This window comes from Streptosporangium jomthongense, from assembly GCF_042650425.1.
GTDB lineage: Bacteria > Actinomycetota > Actinomycetes > Streptosporangiales > Streptosporangiaceae > Streptosporangium.
Genome location: NZ_JBHSBC010000066.1, coordinates 66187 through 82393, shown reverse-complemented (window position 1 = coordinate 82393; position 16207 = coordinate 66187). Strand labels below are relative to the sequence as shown.

Below are 16207 nucleotides of genomic sequence, written 5' to 3'. Positions count from 1 at the left end.
GGCGCGACATCGGACATTCGGCAGGGCCGTCCAGCGTTTCGGGTTCCGGCGTTTTCAACGTCACAAGAATGGCGGCCAAAGAGGAATTCGGGGTAGATTATGGGCTTATTCTCGTGTTTTGTGGGCGTTGGCCTGACCGGCGGACCGATCGATGGGCACCGGGCGAAGCCCGGACGGGGAGAGCGCGGGCAATGAGCCGACGCAGTCCCACATGGACGGCGGGAGGAGCGGGGCTCGACATCGCGGACCCGCTCCTCTACGTCGGCGACCGGCACCTCGACGTGTGGCGGGAGGCCCGCCGTACCCATCCGATCGCCTGGTGCGAGTCCGAACGCGCGGGGGGCTTCTGGTCGGTCACCACGCACCGGCTCGGCGGCCAGGTGGTCAAACACCCGGGCAGGTTCGGCTCCGCGCTCGGCATGCGGCTCGGCGGGAACGAGGCTGCGGTGAAGGCCGCCTCCGGCCGGATGCTCGTGGTGTCCGACGGCACGGAGCACCGGGCGCTCCGCGCCGCCCACTCCACATGGTTCAACGGCCGGGCGGTCGCGGCACTGCAGCCGGGGCTCGAACGGATGATCGACGATCTCGTGCGGACGCTCCTCGAACGCGGCGAGGCGTTCGACGCCGTCCGCGACCTCGCCGTCGCGATCCCGACATGGCTCCTGTTCGAGATGATGGGCGTCCCGCCGGGCGACCGTGACGAACTCGCCCGTTTCATCGCCGTCGCCTTCGACGACACCGACCCCGGCCCCGCCGCGGCCTCGGCGCGGACGGCGGCGCACGCCGGCGTCTTCGCCTACTTCGCCGATCGGCTCGAAGAGGGCAGGAACGCCCCGGGCGACGACATGGTGACCTCGCTGGCCCAGGCGACCGTGAACGGACGCCCCCTGTCCGACGAGGAGGTCATCCTCAACTGCGACGGCCTGATGAACGGCGGCCTCGAAACGACCCCGCACGCGATGTCGGGCGCGCTCCTGGCGTTCATCGAGCATCCCGGCGCGTGGCGGCGGCTGAAGGAGGATCCCGGCCTGATCGACAGCGCGGTCGAGGAGATCCTCCGGTGGACCTCCCCGGCCATGCACGCGATGCGCACCGCGATGACCGACTCGACACTGGGAGCCGCCCGTATCCGCGAGGGAGACCGCGTCGTGGTCTGGTTCCCCTCGTGCAACCGTGACGAGGAGGTGTTCCCCGAGGCCGGGCGGTTCCTGATCGACCGCAGGCCCAACCCGCACATGAGCTTCGGCGGCGGGCCGCACTACTGTGTCGGCGCCGCGCTGGCGCGGATCGAACTGCGCTGTCTTCTGCGCGTCCTGCGGCGGCGCGTCGCCGCCGTCGAGCCCGCGGGAGAGGCCGTGCGTCAGCGGTCGAACTTCCTCAACGGCCTGGAACGGCTTGAGGTCACCATGGTCCCGGAGCTGCACGGCGAGGAGATCTAGCGTGCGACAGATGAACGGCGCCCCTTCGGCGGAGACGGCGACCGAGCCGATCGCCGACATCCGCGCGCTCTTCGACATCTACCAGAGCGGCGTCGCGTGGCACTGCGTGTGCGCGATCAGCAGGCTCGGCGTCCCCGATCTGCTCGCCGGCGGCGCCCGCCCGGTCACGTGGCTGGCGGCCGAGGCCGGTGCCGACGAGGACGCGTTGCGCCGTGTGCTGCGCCTGCTGTCCGGCCACGGGATCGTCACGTTCGACCCGGTGCCGGATGAGGTGTCGCTCACCGGACGCGGACGGCTGCTGTGCGCCTCGCACCCGATGTCGTTGCAGGCGACGTTCGCGACGCTGGGGATCTCCGACGTCGCGCACGCGCTGACCGAGACCCTCACCACGGGCCACGCGGCGGCGCCCGGGGTCCTCGGCACGGGCTTCTGGGAGTATCTCGCCCCGCGGCCGCAGGAGCAGACGACCTTCGGCAGGGCGATGGTGGAGCAGGCGCGGTTGCTGTCGCTGCCGTGCCTGCCGCTGCTCGACTGGCCGGAGAGCGGGGTGATCGTCGACGTCGCGGGCGGCGTCGGCGTCCTGACCGCCGGGGCGCTCCAGGAGGCGCCCGGGGCGACGGCGGTCCTCGTCGACCAGCCACAGGTCCTGACTCTGGCCGGGCCGTACCTGGAGAGTCAGGGGGTGTCCGGCCGATACGCGCTCCATCCCGGCGATCTGTTCGTCCCGCCGCCGCCGGGCGATCTGTATCTGCTCGCCCGGGTGCTGCACGACTGGGACGACGCCGCGGCGGTCCGGATCCTCCGCGCCGTCGCGAGCGGGGCGCCGAGGCAGGCCCGCCTTCTGCTGTTCGAGGACCTGCTTCCCGAACACGGCGTCCCCGCCTCCCAGCAGAGCTGGAGCGACGTCGCCATGATGGTCCTGTACGAGGGGGCCAGGGAACGCACGCTGACGGAGTATCGGCGGCTGCTGGAACACGGCGGATGGCGGTTCGAGAAGGTCGTCACCGGTCCGCCGGGAATGAGCGTGATCGAGGCCGTCAGAGGTACGGCCCCGGCCGAATCGGACATCGGAGAGGTGAAGCCTTGATCGATCCTGCCGACTACCCGCTGTGGAACAGCCCCACGATGGGCGCCTACCTTCGGACGCTCAGGCCGGAGAGCATGCTGGTCGAGGGACGGGGGGTGCGGGTACGCGACCGGGGCGGACGCTGGTTCCTCGACGCCCGCTCCGGGCTGTGGAACGTCACGCTGGGATACGGCCACCAGGCCGTCGGCGAGGCCGTCAAGAAGCAGATCGACACCCTTGCCTACGCCAACCTGATCGGTTACGGACGGCCCAGCGCGATCTCCGTCGAGGCGGCCAACGCCCTCGTGCCGCACCTTCCCCCCACGATGAACAAGATCCGATACTGCAGCAACGGCGCGCAGGCGGTCGAGACGGCGGTGCTGCTGGCCCGTTTCCTGCACCGCGCCGACGGTGCGCCCGCCCGCAGGGCGGTGTTCGGCCTGTGGAGCGGCTACCACGGCCTCGGGGCCGCCGGAGGCGCGCTCACCGGCATGCCGTACGTGCACGAACAGTCCGGCCCCCTGCTGCCCGACGTCGAACACGCTCCCGGCCCGTTCACCGCGGGGCGGCCCGGCGAGGCCGGAGACCTCGAACGGCTCATCACCTCCTACGGTCCGGAACGCGTGGCGGCGGTCGTCGTCGAACCGGTGGTGGGTGAGGGCGGCCACGTGCTCACCGACGAGTACCTGCACACGCTCGCGGCCTTCTGCCAGGACCACGGGATCTATCTGATCGTCGACGAGGTGACGACCGGGATGGGTCGCACGGGCGAGTTCACCCGCACCGGACAGGTCGGTGTCCAGCCGGACATGCTCACCCTCGGCAAGGGTCTGAGCGCCGGATACGCGCCCCTGTCGGCCGTGGTCCTGTCGGACGCGGTCTACGAACGGATTCTGGGTCTCGACTACGACCAGAAGTTCCTCATCGGCTCGACGAACGACGGTCACCCCCTCGGGCTGGCCGCCTCCATCGCCGTGGTGGACACGCTGACCGGCGACGGCGTACTGGAGAACGTGAAGCACCGGGGCGCGGAGCTGTACGCCGGTCTCACCGCGGTGGCCGAAAGGCATCCGCATGTGAACGCGGTCCGGGGCACCGGCCTGATGTACGCCGTCGAGATGCGCGGGCCGGACGGTGAGCCCGCTCACGAGGCGGCCTCAAGCCATCTGCGGCTGGCGATGGAGGATCGGGGGGTTCTCGTCTCCGCACTCGCGATAAGCCCGGCTATCATGATCATTCCCCCGCTGGTGATCTCAGCGGACGACGTGACCCAGATCGTGACGGCGCTCGACGAGGCGCTGGAGGAACTCGGCCCGTGATCCGGTGCCGGGACGTGCGAGAAGGCGGGCAGCGAGTGGATGGGGGAGCGGCACGATGAAACTCGGTCTCAAACCGGACTCGGTGGTCCGTAACCGGTCGTTCGCGCTGCTGTGGTCGAGCCAGTCACTGTCACTGGTCGGCACGCAGATCACCCTTGTCGCGCTGCCGCTGACCGCGGTCGTCGTCCTGAACGCGACCCCGATGCAGGCCGGTGTCCTCGGCTTCCTCGAACGCCTGCCGTACCTGCTGTTCGCACCGCTCATCGGCGTGCTCGTCGACCGGGGGAGACGCAGGCCGCTGTTGATAGGCTCCGACGCGTTCAGGGCCCTGCTGCTGGGCTCGATCCCCGTCTCGTACGGCCTCGGCTTCCTGTCGATCGGGCAACTGTTCGTGGTGGCGTTCGTCATCGGCATGATGACGGTCGTCTTCGACGTGTCCTACCAGGCCTTCCTTCCCGGCCTCGTGGGGCGTGGGCACCTCGTCGAGGCGAACGGCAGGCTGCAGATCTCCGAATCGCTGGCCCAGGTGGCGGGCCCCGGGCTCGCGGGCCTGCTGATCGGCGTGCTGAGGCCGCCGGTCGTCGTCGCCATCGACGCGATCAGCTATCTCGTGTCCGCGCTTTCGCTGCTGGGCGTCAAAAGGGACGAACGCCCGGCGCCGCCCCCGTCCGGGACGGCGCTCTCGATACGGGCCTCGCTGCGCGAGGGCCTGGACATGGTGCTACGCCATCCGGTGCTGCGCTGGGCGATGATCGCCGGCGCCGTGGGGAACTTCTTCTTCGACGCCCTGACGGCCGTGTTCTTCCTGTTCCTCATCCGTGACGTCGGCACCGGCGCCGGTGGGGTCAGCCTGATCATCTCGGTGGGGAGCGTGGGGGCGCTGTGCGGCGCGTTCTGCCTGGGACCCGTCACACGCTTCCTCGGCACGGGGCGGTCGTTGCTGGTGTCCACCGCGCTGCCCGGGGTGGGGGTGCTCGGCCTCGCGACCGTTCACGGGGGCGGCATCGGGCTGGTCACCGCGGCGGCGGCGAACTTCGTCGTACTGTTCGCGGTCCCGATCTACAACGTCACGATCATCAGTCTGCGGCAGGCCGTCACCCCCGACCACCTGCTCGGACGGGTCGTCGCGACCGTGCGCATGATCTCCTGGGGCGCGCTGGCGCTCGGCTCGCTGGCGGGCGGGGCGCTGGGCGGCCGGATCGGTCTCAGGGAGACGGTGCTCGTCGCCGGTGTCGGACTGTTCGTGCCCACCGTGATCCTGTGGTTCTCACCGGTGCGTCACATGCGCTCCGTCCAGGAACTCTCCGACGATGATCCGACCGCCTCACCGCAGGCCGCCCGCTCCGAGTGACGAGAAGGGAACGATCTTGAGCCCCTACCACGGGTCCGGTCCCGGGGAGATCACCCCGGACGGCTGTGCCGTTGAGTTCTACGACCTCCTGCCGCCGATGGGGGAGGCGGAGATCGTGCACGCGGCTCTGCCCGCCGGGGCGTCGATCCTGGAGCTCGGCTGCGGGACCGGCCGGATCCTGCGGCCCCTGGCCGATCTCGGCCACCCGGTCATGGGGGTCGACGAGTCCCCGGCGATGCTGGAACGCCTGGGAGAGCTGCCCGCCGTACGGGACCGGATCGAGACGGTGCGTCTGGGACGCGTCTTCGACGCCGTCCTGCTCGCCAGCACCATGATCAACACGGACCCGGCGCAACGCCGCGCCTTCCTGCGGACCTGCCGTGAACACCTCGCCCCCAACGGCACGGCCGTCTTCCAGCGGACCGCCCCGGACTGGTTCGACACGGCCCAGCCGACCGCGCACGAACACGACGGCATCCGCCGCGTGGTCAGAGAGGTCCACCGGGACGGGCCGTGCGTCGACGTCGTCATCGACTACCACGTCGGCGAACGAACCTGGACCCACGCCTTCAGCCGCCACCCCGTCGACGGAGCCGAACTCGCCGGCGACCTGGCCGAGGCGGACCTGACCCTGGGCCGGTGGCTCACCGACGACCGCACCTGGTTCACCGCGACCCCACGGACTCCACGGACTCCACGGACTCACTGACTCGCGGGTACGCCTCAGGCCAGCAGGCCGCGCAGGCCCCTGGCGAGGAACAGCATGCCGAACACCAGGATCAGCAGCAGGGACAGGGCGCCGTTGTGCCGGATCAGCCAGCCGCGCATCCGCCGCAGTCGCTGCGGGCCGTCCTTGCTGAGCGCGGTGGCGTAGGGGGCGAGCACGCCGAGGCTGCCGATGACGACGAACGCGGCCGCGAGGATCACCTGCCGCCCCGCGGGCAGTGGCACCCGGCCTGCGGCGACGGCACCGCCGGCCAGGGAGGCGAGGTTGACCGGGTTGGCCACGATGAGCACGGCCGCCACTCCGGCGATCCTGGGTTTGGTCATCGTGTCCATCGCGGCGATCCAGCCGGGCACCTTCGGGTCCCTGCCCTCCTTGCGGCGTACGGCCCTGCGGACACCGAAGAAGGCCGTCAGGAGCAGGAGGACGCCGATGACCAGGCTGATCCAACCGGCCCAGGCGGGCGACTCGTGGCCGGTGGCACCGGTGGCGCCCAGCAGCGCGATGAGGGCCAGCAGCACGGCCCAGCTCATGATCAGCCAGGTGATCTCGAACAGCAGGGCCTTGGCCCGCCCGTTGGCGCTGATCAGCAACGCGATGACGGCCACGACCGGGAACGGTGAGACGATCAGGCCCAGCGTGTAGGGCAGCATGTCGGCGAACGCCTCACCCATGGTCGCCCTCCCGGTAGGCGGTGGCCGCGGTTTCGTTGGAGCGGCGTACGGCCCGGACCCCCAAACTGCGATTGGCTTACCCCCTTTGACCTGGGATGATGCTTGGCGATCTCGTGAACCTGCCCCATCTCGCACCACGGATGCTCGGCCGCGAAGCCGCTCCACCGACCTTCGCGACGGGCGAACGGCCCCCAGCGGTGCTGGGGGCCGTTCGCCGCGTTCGAGGAGCGGGAGGTCAGACGCCGAACGCCGCCGGGTAGCGGATGACGCCGCTCGGGACCGGCTGTTCAGGGTTGAAGGCGAGCGCCATCATGTACTTGTCCTCGACGTCGAAGGGCGGGCGGATTCCGTACCCGGAGGCCGGGGTGAAGCCGAAGCGGGGGTAGTACTCGGCGTGGCCGAGCACGAGCACCAGGTTCTCGCCCTGCTCACGGGCGGCTCGCAGAGCGGCGCGGATGGCGGCGGACCCGGAGCCCCGCCGCTGATGGTCGGGCTTGACGGCGCACGGGCCCAAGGTGAGGGCGGGTGAGTCGCCGACGTGGCAGCGGGTGAGCAACGCGTATCCAGCGAGATCGCCGTCGGGGGTCTCGGCCAGCCAGGACAGGCCGGGCAGCCACGCCTGCGGGTCGGCTCGCAGCGCCTCGACAAGGTCGGCCTCGTGCGGGCTGGGGAAGGCGGCGAGGTTGATGTCGCGGATGGCGGCGACGTCGCCGGCGTTCTCGGGACGGGTGGTCCAGGAAGAGGTCATGGTCGGGTTCGTCTCCTTGTCCTTCTGCGGATGCAGGACATAGCCGGTGTACCGGTAGCCAGCGCCGTGCTCGCGGCGCATGGTGATCTCTTGCAGGGTGGCCGCGACCGCCTCGCGCATCCCGGGTACGGCCAGGTCGGCCGCGTGGGCGCGCTGTGACAGCGGCGTGCGGTACTCCTCGAACCAGTCGAGGTACGGCTGACGCAGGTCGACCGCGGTGACCTCGGCTCCGGCCTGGGCCGGCACCAGCGAGGAGCGGCCCGGCCCGCAGCCGATGTCCAGCACGCGCGGGCGCGGCGTCGGCGGCCCGGCCAGGGACAGCAGGTGGCGGGCGGTCGCGTCGGAGCCGGGGCCTTGACGTGCCAGGTTGTCGTGCAGGGCGAAGAACGCCGCCACTGTGGGGTCGCCGACCGGGTCGTACGGTCCTCCGGGCATGGTGGTGCGGCCTCCGGGTGGCCGATGAACGGTCGAGGAGGTCGGTGGGACGCGGCCGGTCATGGCTGCTGGTCCCGGAACCTGTAGGTGGCGCGCAGGTGACTGGTGATGGCCTTCTGCCGGTTGACGCGCTCGTCGCGCAACCGGGCATCGGTACGTGCGGCCGCCCAGGCGTTCTCCCGTTGCAGCTTGCGGTAGCTGTCCAGACGGCGTCCGGCCAGCTCGCCCGCGTCGATGGCGGCCTGAACCGCGCAACCCGGTTCGGTGTCGTGGGCGCAGTCGCCGAAGCGGCAGTCCCGAGCGAGGCGTTCGATCTCGGCGAAGACCTGCTCCAGGCCGTCGGCGGCGTCATGCAGGCTGATCCCGCGCAGGCCGGGCGTGTCGATGAGGACCCCGCCGCCGGGCAGGGGAACCAGTTCGCGGCGGACCGTGGTGTGGCGGCCCTTGCCGTCCTGCTCGCGTACCGTGCCGGTGGCCAGCCGCTCCTCGCCGAGCAGCGTGTTGCCGAGGCTGGACTTGCCCGCGCCCGAGGGGCCGAGCAGCACGGTGGTACCGCGCACCAGCGCGGCCAGCACGTCGATGTTGTGACCGGTGGCGACGCTGGTGACCAGGACGTCCACGCCGGGTGCCAGCGCTTCGGCCTCGGCGTGGACGGCCTCGGGATCGTCGGCCAGGTCCGCCTTGGTCAAGACGATCACCGGCTGCGCCCCGCTCTCCCAGGCCAGGGCGAGCAGCCGCTCCAGTTTGGCCGCGTCCAGGGGCGTGGCCAGGGACAGGGCGATGACGACCGTGTCGACGTTGGCGGCGAGCACCTGTCCGTGGGAGGACCTGGACGCCGACGAGCGCACGATCGCGCTGTGCCGCGGCAGCAGCGCCGCCAGGTGCGGTTCGGCGCCCGGGCGCAGCGCGGCCCAGTCGCCGGTGCAGGGCGTCAGGAGCGGGTCGGGCGGGTACGGCGCGGCGAACGAGGCCCGCAGCGGGCCCGACGTGGTGATCGCCGTGCACAGGCCGCGATCGACCCGGGAGATCCGGGCCGGCACGAGGCCCGCTTCGTAGTGCTCGGTGAAGGTTCGGTCGAGTGCGCCGGTCCACCCGTACCTGAACAGGCCGGATGGATCGGTGTACGTGTATGGCAACGTGAGAGACCCTTGCGGAGAAGGGGCCCCGACGAGACGCGGACGTCACCCCGCCTGGCGAACCCGATGGCTCAAGGCTGGGGGAAGAAGTGGGTCAGACCGGGGCCCGGGACGTGAGGTTGGTCCGGGCGCTGCCCATGGCAGCGGTCTTCACCGCGGTCATCAAACCTCACCTCCCTCCCACACCGATCCAATACCGAACGAACGGCAGCCTAGCACCCCGACCAGGGTCAGTTGTACCGCTGCCGGTGAGGTCCACCGTGACCTTTCCTCACCGACGCCGTGGAACGACCGCTCGGACGCGGACCACGGACGTTCGCACACTGGTGCACGCGACGCCGACGCGTTCCGGCCCCGACGGCGGTGGCCTCATCACCCGGGCGCGCCCCGCCGCGTACGATCAGGCCTTGCCACTCCGTGATCCAGGCAAACCGCTCAATGACTCACCGCACAGGAGACGCCAGCACATGAACACGTCATCGTCGTCATCTGGAGCGGAACGGGCCGCCGAGTCATCCATCCGGATCGGCGCTCTTGCCCCGCTGACCCGGCCTGGCTGGGTCGAGGCGGGCCGGCACCTGATCGCCGGACTTGAGCTGGCCGTTCACGAGGTCAACGACGCCGGGGGCATCGCCGGAAGGCCGCTCGAACTGGTGGTCAGGGACACCGCGGCCGATCCGCAGAAGGCCGCGGCGGCCGTGGACGAACTGGCCGGTCTGGGGGTGACCGCCCTCGTGGGGGAGTATCACAGCGTCGTCGCCCGAGCCGCCGCAGCCAGGGCCGACGCCCTCGGCCTGCCGTTCCTCTGCTCGTCGGCGGTCCTCGACGAGCTCACCGAGCGGCCGACGGAGTGGGTCGCGCGCCTGGCCCCCGCGCAGTCCCACGGCTGGCGGATCTACGCGGACTTCCTTCTCCGCGCGGGCCACAGCCGGATCGCCGTGGCGGTCCAGCCGAGTGTCTACTGGGCGTCCGGGACCCGCGTCCTGCGGGACCACCTCGCCCCCCGTGGCGGCACCGTCATCGAACTCGACATGCTCGCACTCACCCCCGCGGCCGTGTGCGACGCACTCGTCCGTGACCGCGCGACAGCCCTTCTCCTTCTGGTCGGTCACCCGGAGCCGGCGGCGTCGATCGTCACGTCCGTCCGCCGTGACCCGCGCCTCGGCGAGATCATGATCGGCGCTCCGGCCGGGCAACCTGAGTCCGCCGAGTGGGCGACGCTGCTGGGCGACGACGGCGTCGCGATCCCCTTCCTGCGCTACCTGCCCGAAGTCCTCAGCCCGCTCGGAGCACGCGTCGAGACGGCCCTTCGCGAACGGCTGGCCGAAGCACCCTCCTTCGTGGCCTTCGAGGGCTACGACACGATCGCCGTCCTCGCCGACGCGCTGCGGTCCCACGGCACGGACCGGGCACGTGTCGCCGAAGCATGGCCGCACGTCGCGGTCGAGGGCACCCGTGGGTGGATCCGGTTCTCCCGCACTCCGGGCATCAGCGTCCGGCAGTGGGTCTGGGCACCGGTCCAGATCGTCGACCGGGACCCGGCGGAACCCGGTCGCCTCCGGGTCCTGCACTCCGGCTGAGCCGGTTCTCCCTCGTAGGATCGGCGGCATGGCGACGAGGCTTGTACAGATTGCGATGGACGCCCGGGATGACTCCGTGGTCGGCGGCTTCTGGGCGGAGGCCCTCGGCTGGGGCGTCTCCAGCGAGGGACCCGGCGTGACCAACGTCGAACCCGTGGGCTTCGCCTATCCCGACCCCGCCGCGTTGTACATCGACGTGGTCGCCGTACCGGAACCCAAGACGGTGAAGAACCGCCTGCACGTCGATCTCGCGACCACCTCCGCCGCCCACCAGGCGGACCTGGTCGCGCGCCTTCGGGCCCTTGGCGCGACGTCCGCCGACGTGGGCCAGGGCGACGTTCCCTGGACGGTCCTCGCCGACCCGGAGGGCAACGAGTTCTGCGTCCTCGCCCCGCGCTGAGAGCTTGGTCCGCGGATCGTCAAGGGCAGATCTGCTGATACGACTCCCCGGGAACATACTGCTGCCATTCCTGCCGGGTGAGGGAGCGCCCCACGGCGGCGCAGACCGCCGCGGGCGGATCCGGGGGCAGCTCCGTCTTCCACAGCCGGATGGTCCTGTCCTCCCCACCGGTGGCCAGCAGGCGACCGTCGGGGCTGAAGGCGACCGTGCGGACGGCACGGCTGTGACCGGACAGGGGAGTGCCGATCGGCCTGCGGGTGGCCATGTCCCACAGCCGGATGGTCCTGTCCTCCCCACCGGTGGCCAGTAGACGGCCGTCGGGGCTGAAGGCGACCGAGTTCACCGGACCGTTGTGCCCCTCCAGAGGAGCACCGACCGGGAGGCGGGTGACCATGTCCCACAGCCGGATGGTCCTGTCCTGCCCGCCCGTGGCCAGTAGACGGCCGTCGGGGCTGAAGGCGACCGAGTTCACCGGACCGTTGTGCCCCTCCAGAGGAGCACCGACCGGAAGCTGGGAGACCACGTCCCACAACTGGATGACGCCGCGCCAGTTCCCCGCCGCCAGCAGACGGCCGTCAGGGCTGAAGGCGACCGAGTTCACCGGCCTGCTTCCCCTCACGAGGGGAGCGCCCACCGGGAGATGGGAGGCCACGTCCCACAGCCGGATGACGCCGCGCCAGTTCCCCGCCGCCAGCAGACGACCGTCAGGGCTGAAGGCGACCGAGTTCACCACACTTTCGGAGTTGCCAAGGGCGAGAGCACCGACCGGTTGGCGGGTGACGGCGTCCCATAGGTGAACGTTCGCGTCGCTGCCGGAGGTCGCCAGCAGACGGCCGTCAGGGCTGAACGCCAGTGTGGCGATACCGCTGGCGGAGCCGGTCACGGGGGAGCCGCTCAGGTGGCGCGTCGTGACGTCCCACAGGCGGAAGGTTTTGTCGGTTCCACCGCTGACCAGCAGACGGCTGTCCGGGCTGAAGGCCACGGCGGTGACATCGAGGGTGTGACCGGATGGAAGGCCGCTGATCTCGTGGAATGTCGCGGTGTTCCACAACCGGATGGTGCCGTCATCACTGACGCTGGCCAGGATGCCGCCGCTCGGGCTGAACGCGATGTTCGCGATCGGGCCGGTGTGTCCGCTCAACGGAACGCCGACGGGCCTCTGGGTACGGGCGTCCCACAGCCGGATGCGTCTGCCGCCTTCGTCGACGACGGCCAGCATGGCGCCGTCCGAGCTGAGTGCCAGGTCGCCGGTGTAGCCCGTCGGCAGGGGACGGCCGACCGGGCTGCCGGTGGCGGCGTCCCATAACCGCACACTCGGACTCGCCATCCCGAAGGTGGCGGCGACGGCGCCGTCGGCGCTGAACCTCACCCGAGGGGACATTCCGACGTCGCCGTCGAACATCGGGCCCTTCATGCGGCGAGTGGCCAGATCCCAGCGCTGTACGCGTGCCCCATCAAGGTAACTGGCGGAAACGGTGGTGCCGTCGGGGCTGAAGGCCACCATGACGGCGCCGCGAGCAGAGGCGATGGGCAAGGTGGCGACCGGACGGCGAGCGACGACGTCCCACACCTGGACGCCTCCCTCGTCGTCGGCGGTGTTCAGCCGGACACCGTCCCGGCTGAACTGCATGGTGGTGACGGCGGTGGTGTGACTGGTGGGCAGGGTCCCGACCAGGCGACGGGTGGCGACCTCCCACAGCCGCACGTCCTCACCGACGCCGGCAGTGGCCAGCAGGCGGCCGTCCGGGCTGAAGGCCATCGTGAGGACAGCGCCGTAGCGGGCGGGGCCGACGAACAAGGTGGAGACGAGCTGATGGGAGGCGAACTGCCACAGCTGAACGCTCCCGTCGGCGCCGGCGGTGGCCAGCAGGCGGCCGTCGGGACTGAAGACCACGGTGGTGACGGCGCCGGTGGGGTTTCTCAGAACTCCGTCCAGGGAACCGGTCAGCATGGTCAGCATGTCGTAGCGGGCCTCGGCGGTGGAGGCGAAACGCCAGGAGGCGGCGGCCAGCAGCCCGGACAGGGCCGGGTCCGTCGCGGCCAGTTCGTCACTTCTTTTGGCGACGAGCTGGGCCAGGATCTCGCGGCCACGGGCGTCGACCTGACGGGCCGCGGCGACCGCGGACACGGCGGCGCCCGAGGCCACGATGGCCAGGACGGCCAGCGCGGCCACCGCCAGCCGCGCCAGCCGCCTGCGCCGGGCGGTGGCGCGGTCGGCCGACTCCGCCGCCCGCACGGAGGCGCGCAGGAAGGCCTGCTCGGCGACGGTGAGGTCGTCGGGGTGGCTCAGCAACGGCTTGGCGGCGGTCAGGCGCGTTCCCCGGTACAGGACACCGGCGTCCCGGCCGTGCTCGTTCCAGAGGGCGGCGGCCTCACCCAGGCGCCGCCGCAGGCGCAGCAGCTCACGCTCCTGATCGATCCAGGCGCGCAGCCGCGGCCAGGAGGTGATCAGCGCCTCGTGGGTCAGTTCGACGTGGTCGTCGTGCAGCGTCACCAGCCGGACCCGGGCGAGCCGTTCCAGCACCCCTTCGGGGTGTGCGACATGGTCGAAGTCCTCGTAGGAGACCGGGCAGCGGGTGTCGGCCGCCTGCTCACCCGGGCTGACCAGCCGCAGCAGCACCCGCTTGGCCTGGTCGGCCTGCTCGGGAGACAGGTGCGTGTAAACCTGCTCGGCGGTGGCGGCGATCGCCCCGTGCACCCCGCCGGCCCGTTCGTAGCCTTCCAGGGTCAGCAGAGTGCCACGGCGGCGTCGCCAGGTCTCCAGCAGCGCGTGTGACATCAGCGGCAGCCCACCGGCCTCTCCCGCCACGTCCTCGATGATCCGGTCGGTCAGGGCGCGTTCCACGATCAGCCCGGCGGCGACGGCCGGTTTGACGATCGCCTCCCGCAACTCCTGCCGGTTCATCGGCCCGACCAGCACCGTCGAGCCCTGTAGGGCCTCGGTGAGAGTGGGATGCTCGGCGCAACGGCCGAAGAAGTCGGCCCGCACCGCGAGGACCACCCGCCCACCGCCCGGTCCGGCCGTCGCCAGCAGCAGGTCGATGAACGCGGCCCGCTCGGCCACGTCCGAACACAGGGTGAACAGTTCCTCGAACTGGTCGACCACCACCAGCTCACCCCCGGTGAAGGCGGTGAAGGTGCCGGCGTGCTCACGCATCGGGTGGGCACCGGGAGTGAGCGTCACGACGGCCGGCACAGGTTCGCCCAGGGCACCGTACCGGGCGGCGGGGATCAGGCCGGCGCGTAGCAGTGAGGACTTGCCGCTGCCCGACGGGCCGAACACCGCGGCCAGGCGCCGCCGCTCCAGCATTCCTGTCACCTGGTCCAGCAACCGTTGCCTGCCGAAGAAGCGGTCACGGTCGCCGACGTCGTAGTGCGTCAGCCCCTGGTACGGCGCAGCCCGCTCCTCCTCACCGGCGGCGGGGGAGGCGTGTTCTTCGGCCGCCTGCCGCCAGCGCGTCCGCCAGCCGGCCACGTCCCCGCCACAGGCGCGTACGTAGGCCTCCACCACAGGCCAGGACGCCAGCCGCTGCCCGGCCGCCGCCCGCGACAGCACGCTGACCGAATATCCCGCCCGGTCGGCCATTTCCCGGTAGGTGGGACCACCCGCCTCCTGCCGCAGTTTACGGAGCTCGTAGGCGAAACGTTGGGCCACCCCCGCGGTGGGATCCAGGGGAGTCTCACTCCGGCCCATCCAGTGCTCCCTCCGCCTCGGCGCCGAGAGGTCGACCGAGCCGTCAAATTAACTCAGGCCGAGAAACAGCGGCAACCGTGGCGTTCCTTCACCGGATCGGCTGCGTGGTTTCGGGTGCGCCCGTCAGAGAATTGCGGCCTGCGCCGATCGGATTCTTTTTGTTGCGCACCGGGGCCTGACCTGCGCAACAACCTCTCCGGCGGCTACCTATGGTCGAGAAAGGAAAAGACACGTCTTCCGAAGAACGAGCTGGAGGCTTTCTTGCGCCTCGACGAGCGCGGCGGGCAGCCAACGAATTCCACGGTGAATGCCGAGCCCGTTTTCCGTGACCACGAACCATCCGCCGGCCGTTTCGTCCGGCACCGGGAAACGGTCGGCGGACGGCCTCCCGCGGTCGTCCTCGGCGACCACGAAGGGGCGTCCCACGCCGTCGTGCGCCGGATCGGTCTCGGGGCGTTGCACCTGTCATGGCTTTCGTTCCCGCCGTCGCAGGTCTGGCGTGCCGACACGCTGATCCGCCGCTCGGCCCCCGGGACGTACTGCCTCTCGCTGCCCCTGCGCGGCGCCGAGCAGCTGGATCTGGGGAGTCGGCAGGTGATCGCGGGCCCGGGGGACCTGCTGTTCCACGACACCACCCAGCCCTTCCACATCCACCTGCTGGCCGACATGACCGGTGGTGCCGAGATCGTGATCCTGTACATCCCCAAGGTGCTGATGCCCTTGCCCGCCGACTCTCTGGTACGGCTCGCCGGTCGAAGCCTGCCCTGCTCGGCCGGGGTCGGCGCCCTGCTGCGCCGGCACATCCTTGGGCTGGCCCGGCACACCTCCAGTTGCAGCGCGGCCGACGCCACCCGGCTGTCCATGATCACCCTGGACCTGGTCGCCGCGACCTGCGCTCACATCCTCGAAGCAGGCTCCTTCCCGCAGACCGAGTCGCCCCGTCAGATGTTGCGGGCACGCATCCACGCGTTCATCCAGCGGTATCTGAGCGACCCGGAGTTGTGCCCCGCGGGCATCGCCGCGGCACACCAGATCTCCGTTCGTTACCTGCACCGGCTTTTTCAGGACCAGGGGCTGAGTGTGGCCGCCTGGATCCGCTCATGCCGCCTGGAACGCTGCCGCCATGACCTGGCCGACCCCGCTCTGCGGCTCCGGCCCGTCCACGCCATCGCCGCTCGCTGGGGATTCGCCAACAACGCGCACTTCAGTCGTCTTTTTCGCGCCGCCTACGAGATCTCTCCGATCGATTACCGTCACCGCATCCACCTCATCGGACAACAGGCACCGGAAACGCCCTCCCGGTCGTCATGCGACATGCTCAAGCCGTGGGAAGGCCAACCCGGCGTCGATGTCCCGGCGACCTCGAAACCGCCGAGGAGCCGCGGAACCCGCGCCACCTGACCTTTTGAAAGGACTCGGCGTCAGAGCGGGTTGTCCGTCGCTTCCGGTCGGTCGGGCTGGAAGATCTCCTCGATGGTCAGGCCGAAGACGTCGGCGATGGTGAAGGCCAGGGGCAGGCTGGGGTCGTACCGCTCGGTCTCGATGGCGTTGATGGCCTGCCGGGAGACCTCGCACCGGTCGGCCAGGTCGGCCTGGCTCCATCGGCGGGCCGCACGCAGCTCGCGCAGTCGGTTCTTCATG

General features: G+C 70.8%; 12 protein-coding genes and 1 pseudogene. 8 read left to right on the top strand and 5 right to left on the bottom strand.

Going from position 1 to position 16207, the window contains the following annotated elements; translation table 11 throughout:
* The first annotated feature begins 191 nt into the window (after positions 1-191).
* Genes ACFOYY_RS41985 through ACFOYY_RS41965 form a run of 5 tightly spaced genes read left to right on the top strand, consistent with a single transcriptional unit; the run spans position 192 to position 5884 of the window.
* The gene (locus ACFOYY_RS41985) at positions 192-1439 is read left to right on the top strand and encodes a cytochrome P450 (RefSeq protein ID WP_386197111.1); all 1248 of its coding nucleotides are present in this window, start codon (positions 192-194) and stop codon (positions 1437-1439) included.
* A gap of 10 nt (positions 1440-1449) precedes the next feature.
* Positions 1450-2526 (top strand): methyltransferase, encoded by a 1077-nt coding sequence (locus ACFOYY_RS41980; protein ID WP_386197124.1) that lies wholly within the window; start codon positions 1450-1452, stop codon positions 2524-2526.
* Entirely contained in the window at positions 2523-3824 is a 1302-nt protein-coding gene (locus ACFOYY_RS41975; protein WP_386197110.1) for an aminotransferase family protein, read from the top strand. The genes ACFOYY_RS41980 and ACFOYY_RS41975 overlap by 4 nt, the downstream gene beginning before the upstream one ends.
* 55 nt (positions 3825-3879) lie before the next feature.
* Positions 3880-5175, top strand: a complete 1296-nt coding sequence (locus ACFOYY_RS41970) for an MFS transporter (protein ID WP_386197109.1) — start codon at positions 3880-3882, stop codon at positions 5173-5175.
* Between the two features lie 16 nt (positions 5176-5191).
* Positions 5192-5884, top strand: coding sequence for a class I SAM-dependent methyltransferase (locus ACFOYY_RS41965; RefSeq protein WP_386197108.1), 693 nt, complete (start codon positions 5192-5194; stop codon positions 5882-5884).
* A gap of 14 nt (positions 5885-5898) precedes the next feature.
* Here the strand turns inward: ACFOYY_RS41965 and ACFOYY_RS41960 are convergent, their stop codons facing one another.
* The 3 genes from ACFOYY_RS41960 to rsgA form a co-directional block, all read right to left on the bottom strand.
* Positions 5899-6573 (bottom strand): GAP family protein, encoded by a 675-nt coding sequence (locus ACFOYY_RS41960; RefSeq protein WP_386197107.1) that lies wholly within the window; start codon positions 6571-6573, stop codon positions 5899-5901.
* Positions 6574-6808: 235 nt separating this feature from the next.
* A complete protein-coding gene (locus tag ACFOYY_RS41955; protein ID WP_386197123.1) occupies positions 6809-7321 on the bottom strand; it encodes a GNAT family N-acetyltransferase in 513 nt (170 codons plus the stop codon).
* 494 nt (positions 7322-7815) lie between these two features.
* Positions 7816-8892, bottom strand: a complete 1077-nt coding sequence (rsgA, locus tag ACFOYY_RS41950; RefSeq protein WP_352012235.1) for a ribosome small subunit-dependent GTPase A — start codon at positions 8890-8892, stop codon at positions 7816-7818.
* 467 nt (positions 8893-9359) lie between these two features.
* Between rsgA and ACFOYY_RS41945 the strand changes: the two genes are divergently transcribed.
* Together ACFOYY_RS41945 and ACFOYY_RS41940 are read left to right on the top strand one after the other, a co-directional pair.
* Complete coding sequence (locus ACFOYY_RS41945; RefSeq protein WP_386197106.1) at positions 9360-10472, top strand: ABC transporter substrate-binding protein; 1113 nt, start codon at positions 9360-9362, stop codon at positions 10470-10472.
* Positions 10473-10527: 55 nt separating this feature from the next.
* Positions 10528-10869, top strand: a pseudogene (locus ACFOYY_RS41940) (VOC family protein); the annotation flags it as partial.
* A gap of 22 nt (positions 10870-10891) precedes the next feature.
* Here the strand turns inward: ACFOYY_RS41940 and ACFOYY_RS41935 are convergent.
* Positions 10892-14566: an nSTAND1 domain-containing NTPase gene (locus ACFOYY_RS41935; protein ID WP_386197105.1), complete on the bottom strand. Its 3675-nt coding sequence runs from the start codon at positions 14564-14566 to the stop codon at positions 10892-10894.
* A gap of 303 nt (positions 14567-14869) precedes the next feature.
* Here ACFOYY_RS41935 and ACFOYY_RS41930 point away from each other — a divergent pair, with 303 nt between their 5' ends.
* Positions 14870-15967, top strand: coding sequence for a helix-turn-helix domain-containing protein (locus ACFOYY_RS41930; RefSeq protein ID WP_386197104.1), 1098 nt, complete (start codon positions 14870-14872; stop codon positions 15965-15967).
* A gap of 20 nt (positions 15968-15987) precedes the next feature.
* Here the strand turns inward: ACFOYY_RS41930 and ACFOYY_RS41925 are convergent, their stop codons facing one another.
* Positions 15988-16206, bottom strand: a complete 219-nt coding sequence (locus ACFOYY_RS41925) for a helix-turn-helix transcriptional regulator (protein WP_352012240.1) — start codon at positions 16204-16206, stop codon at positions 15988-15990.
* Position 16207: the final 1 nt, after the last annotated feature.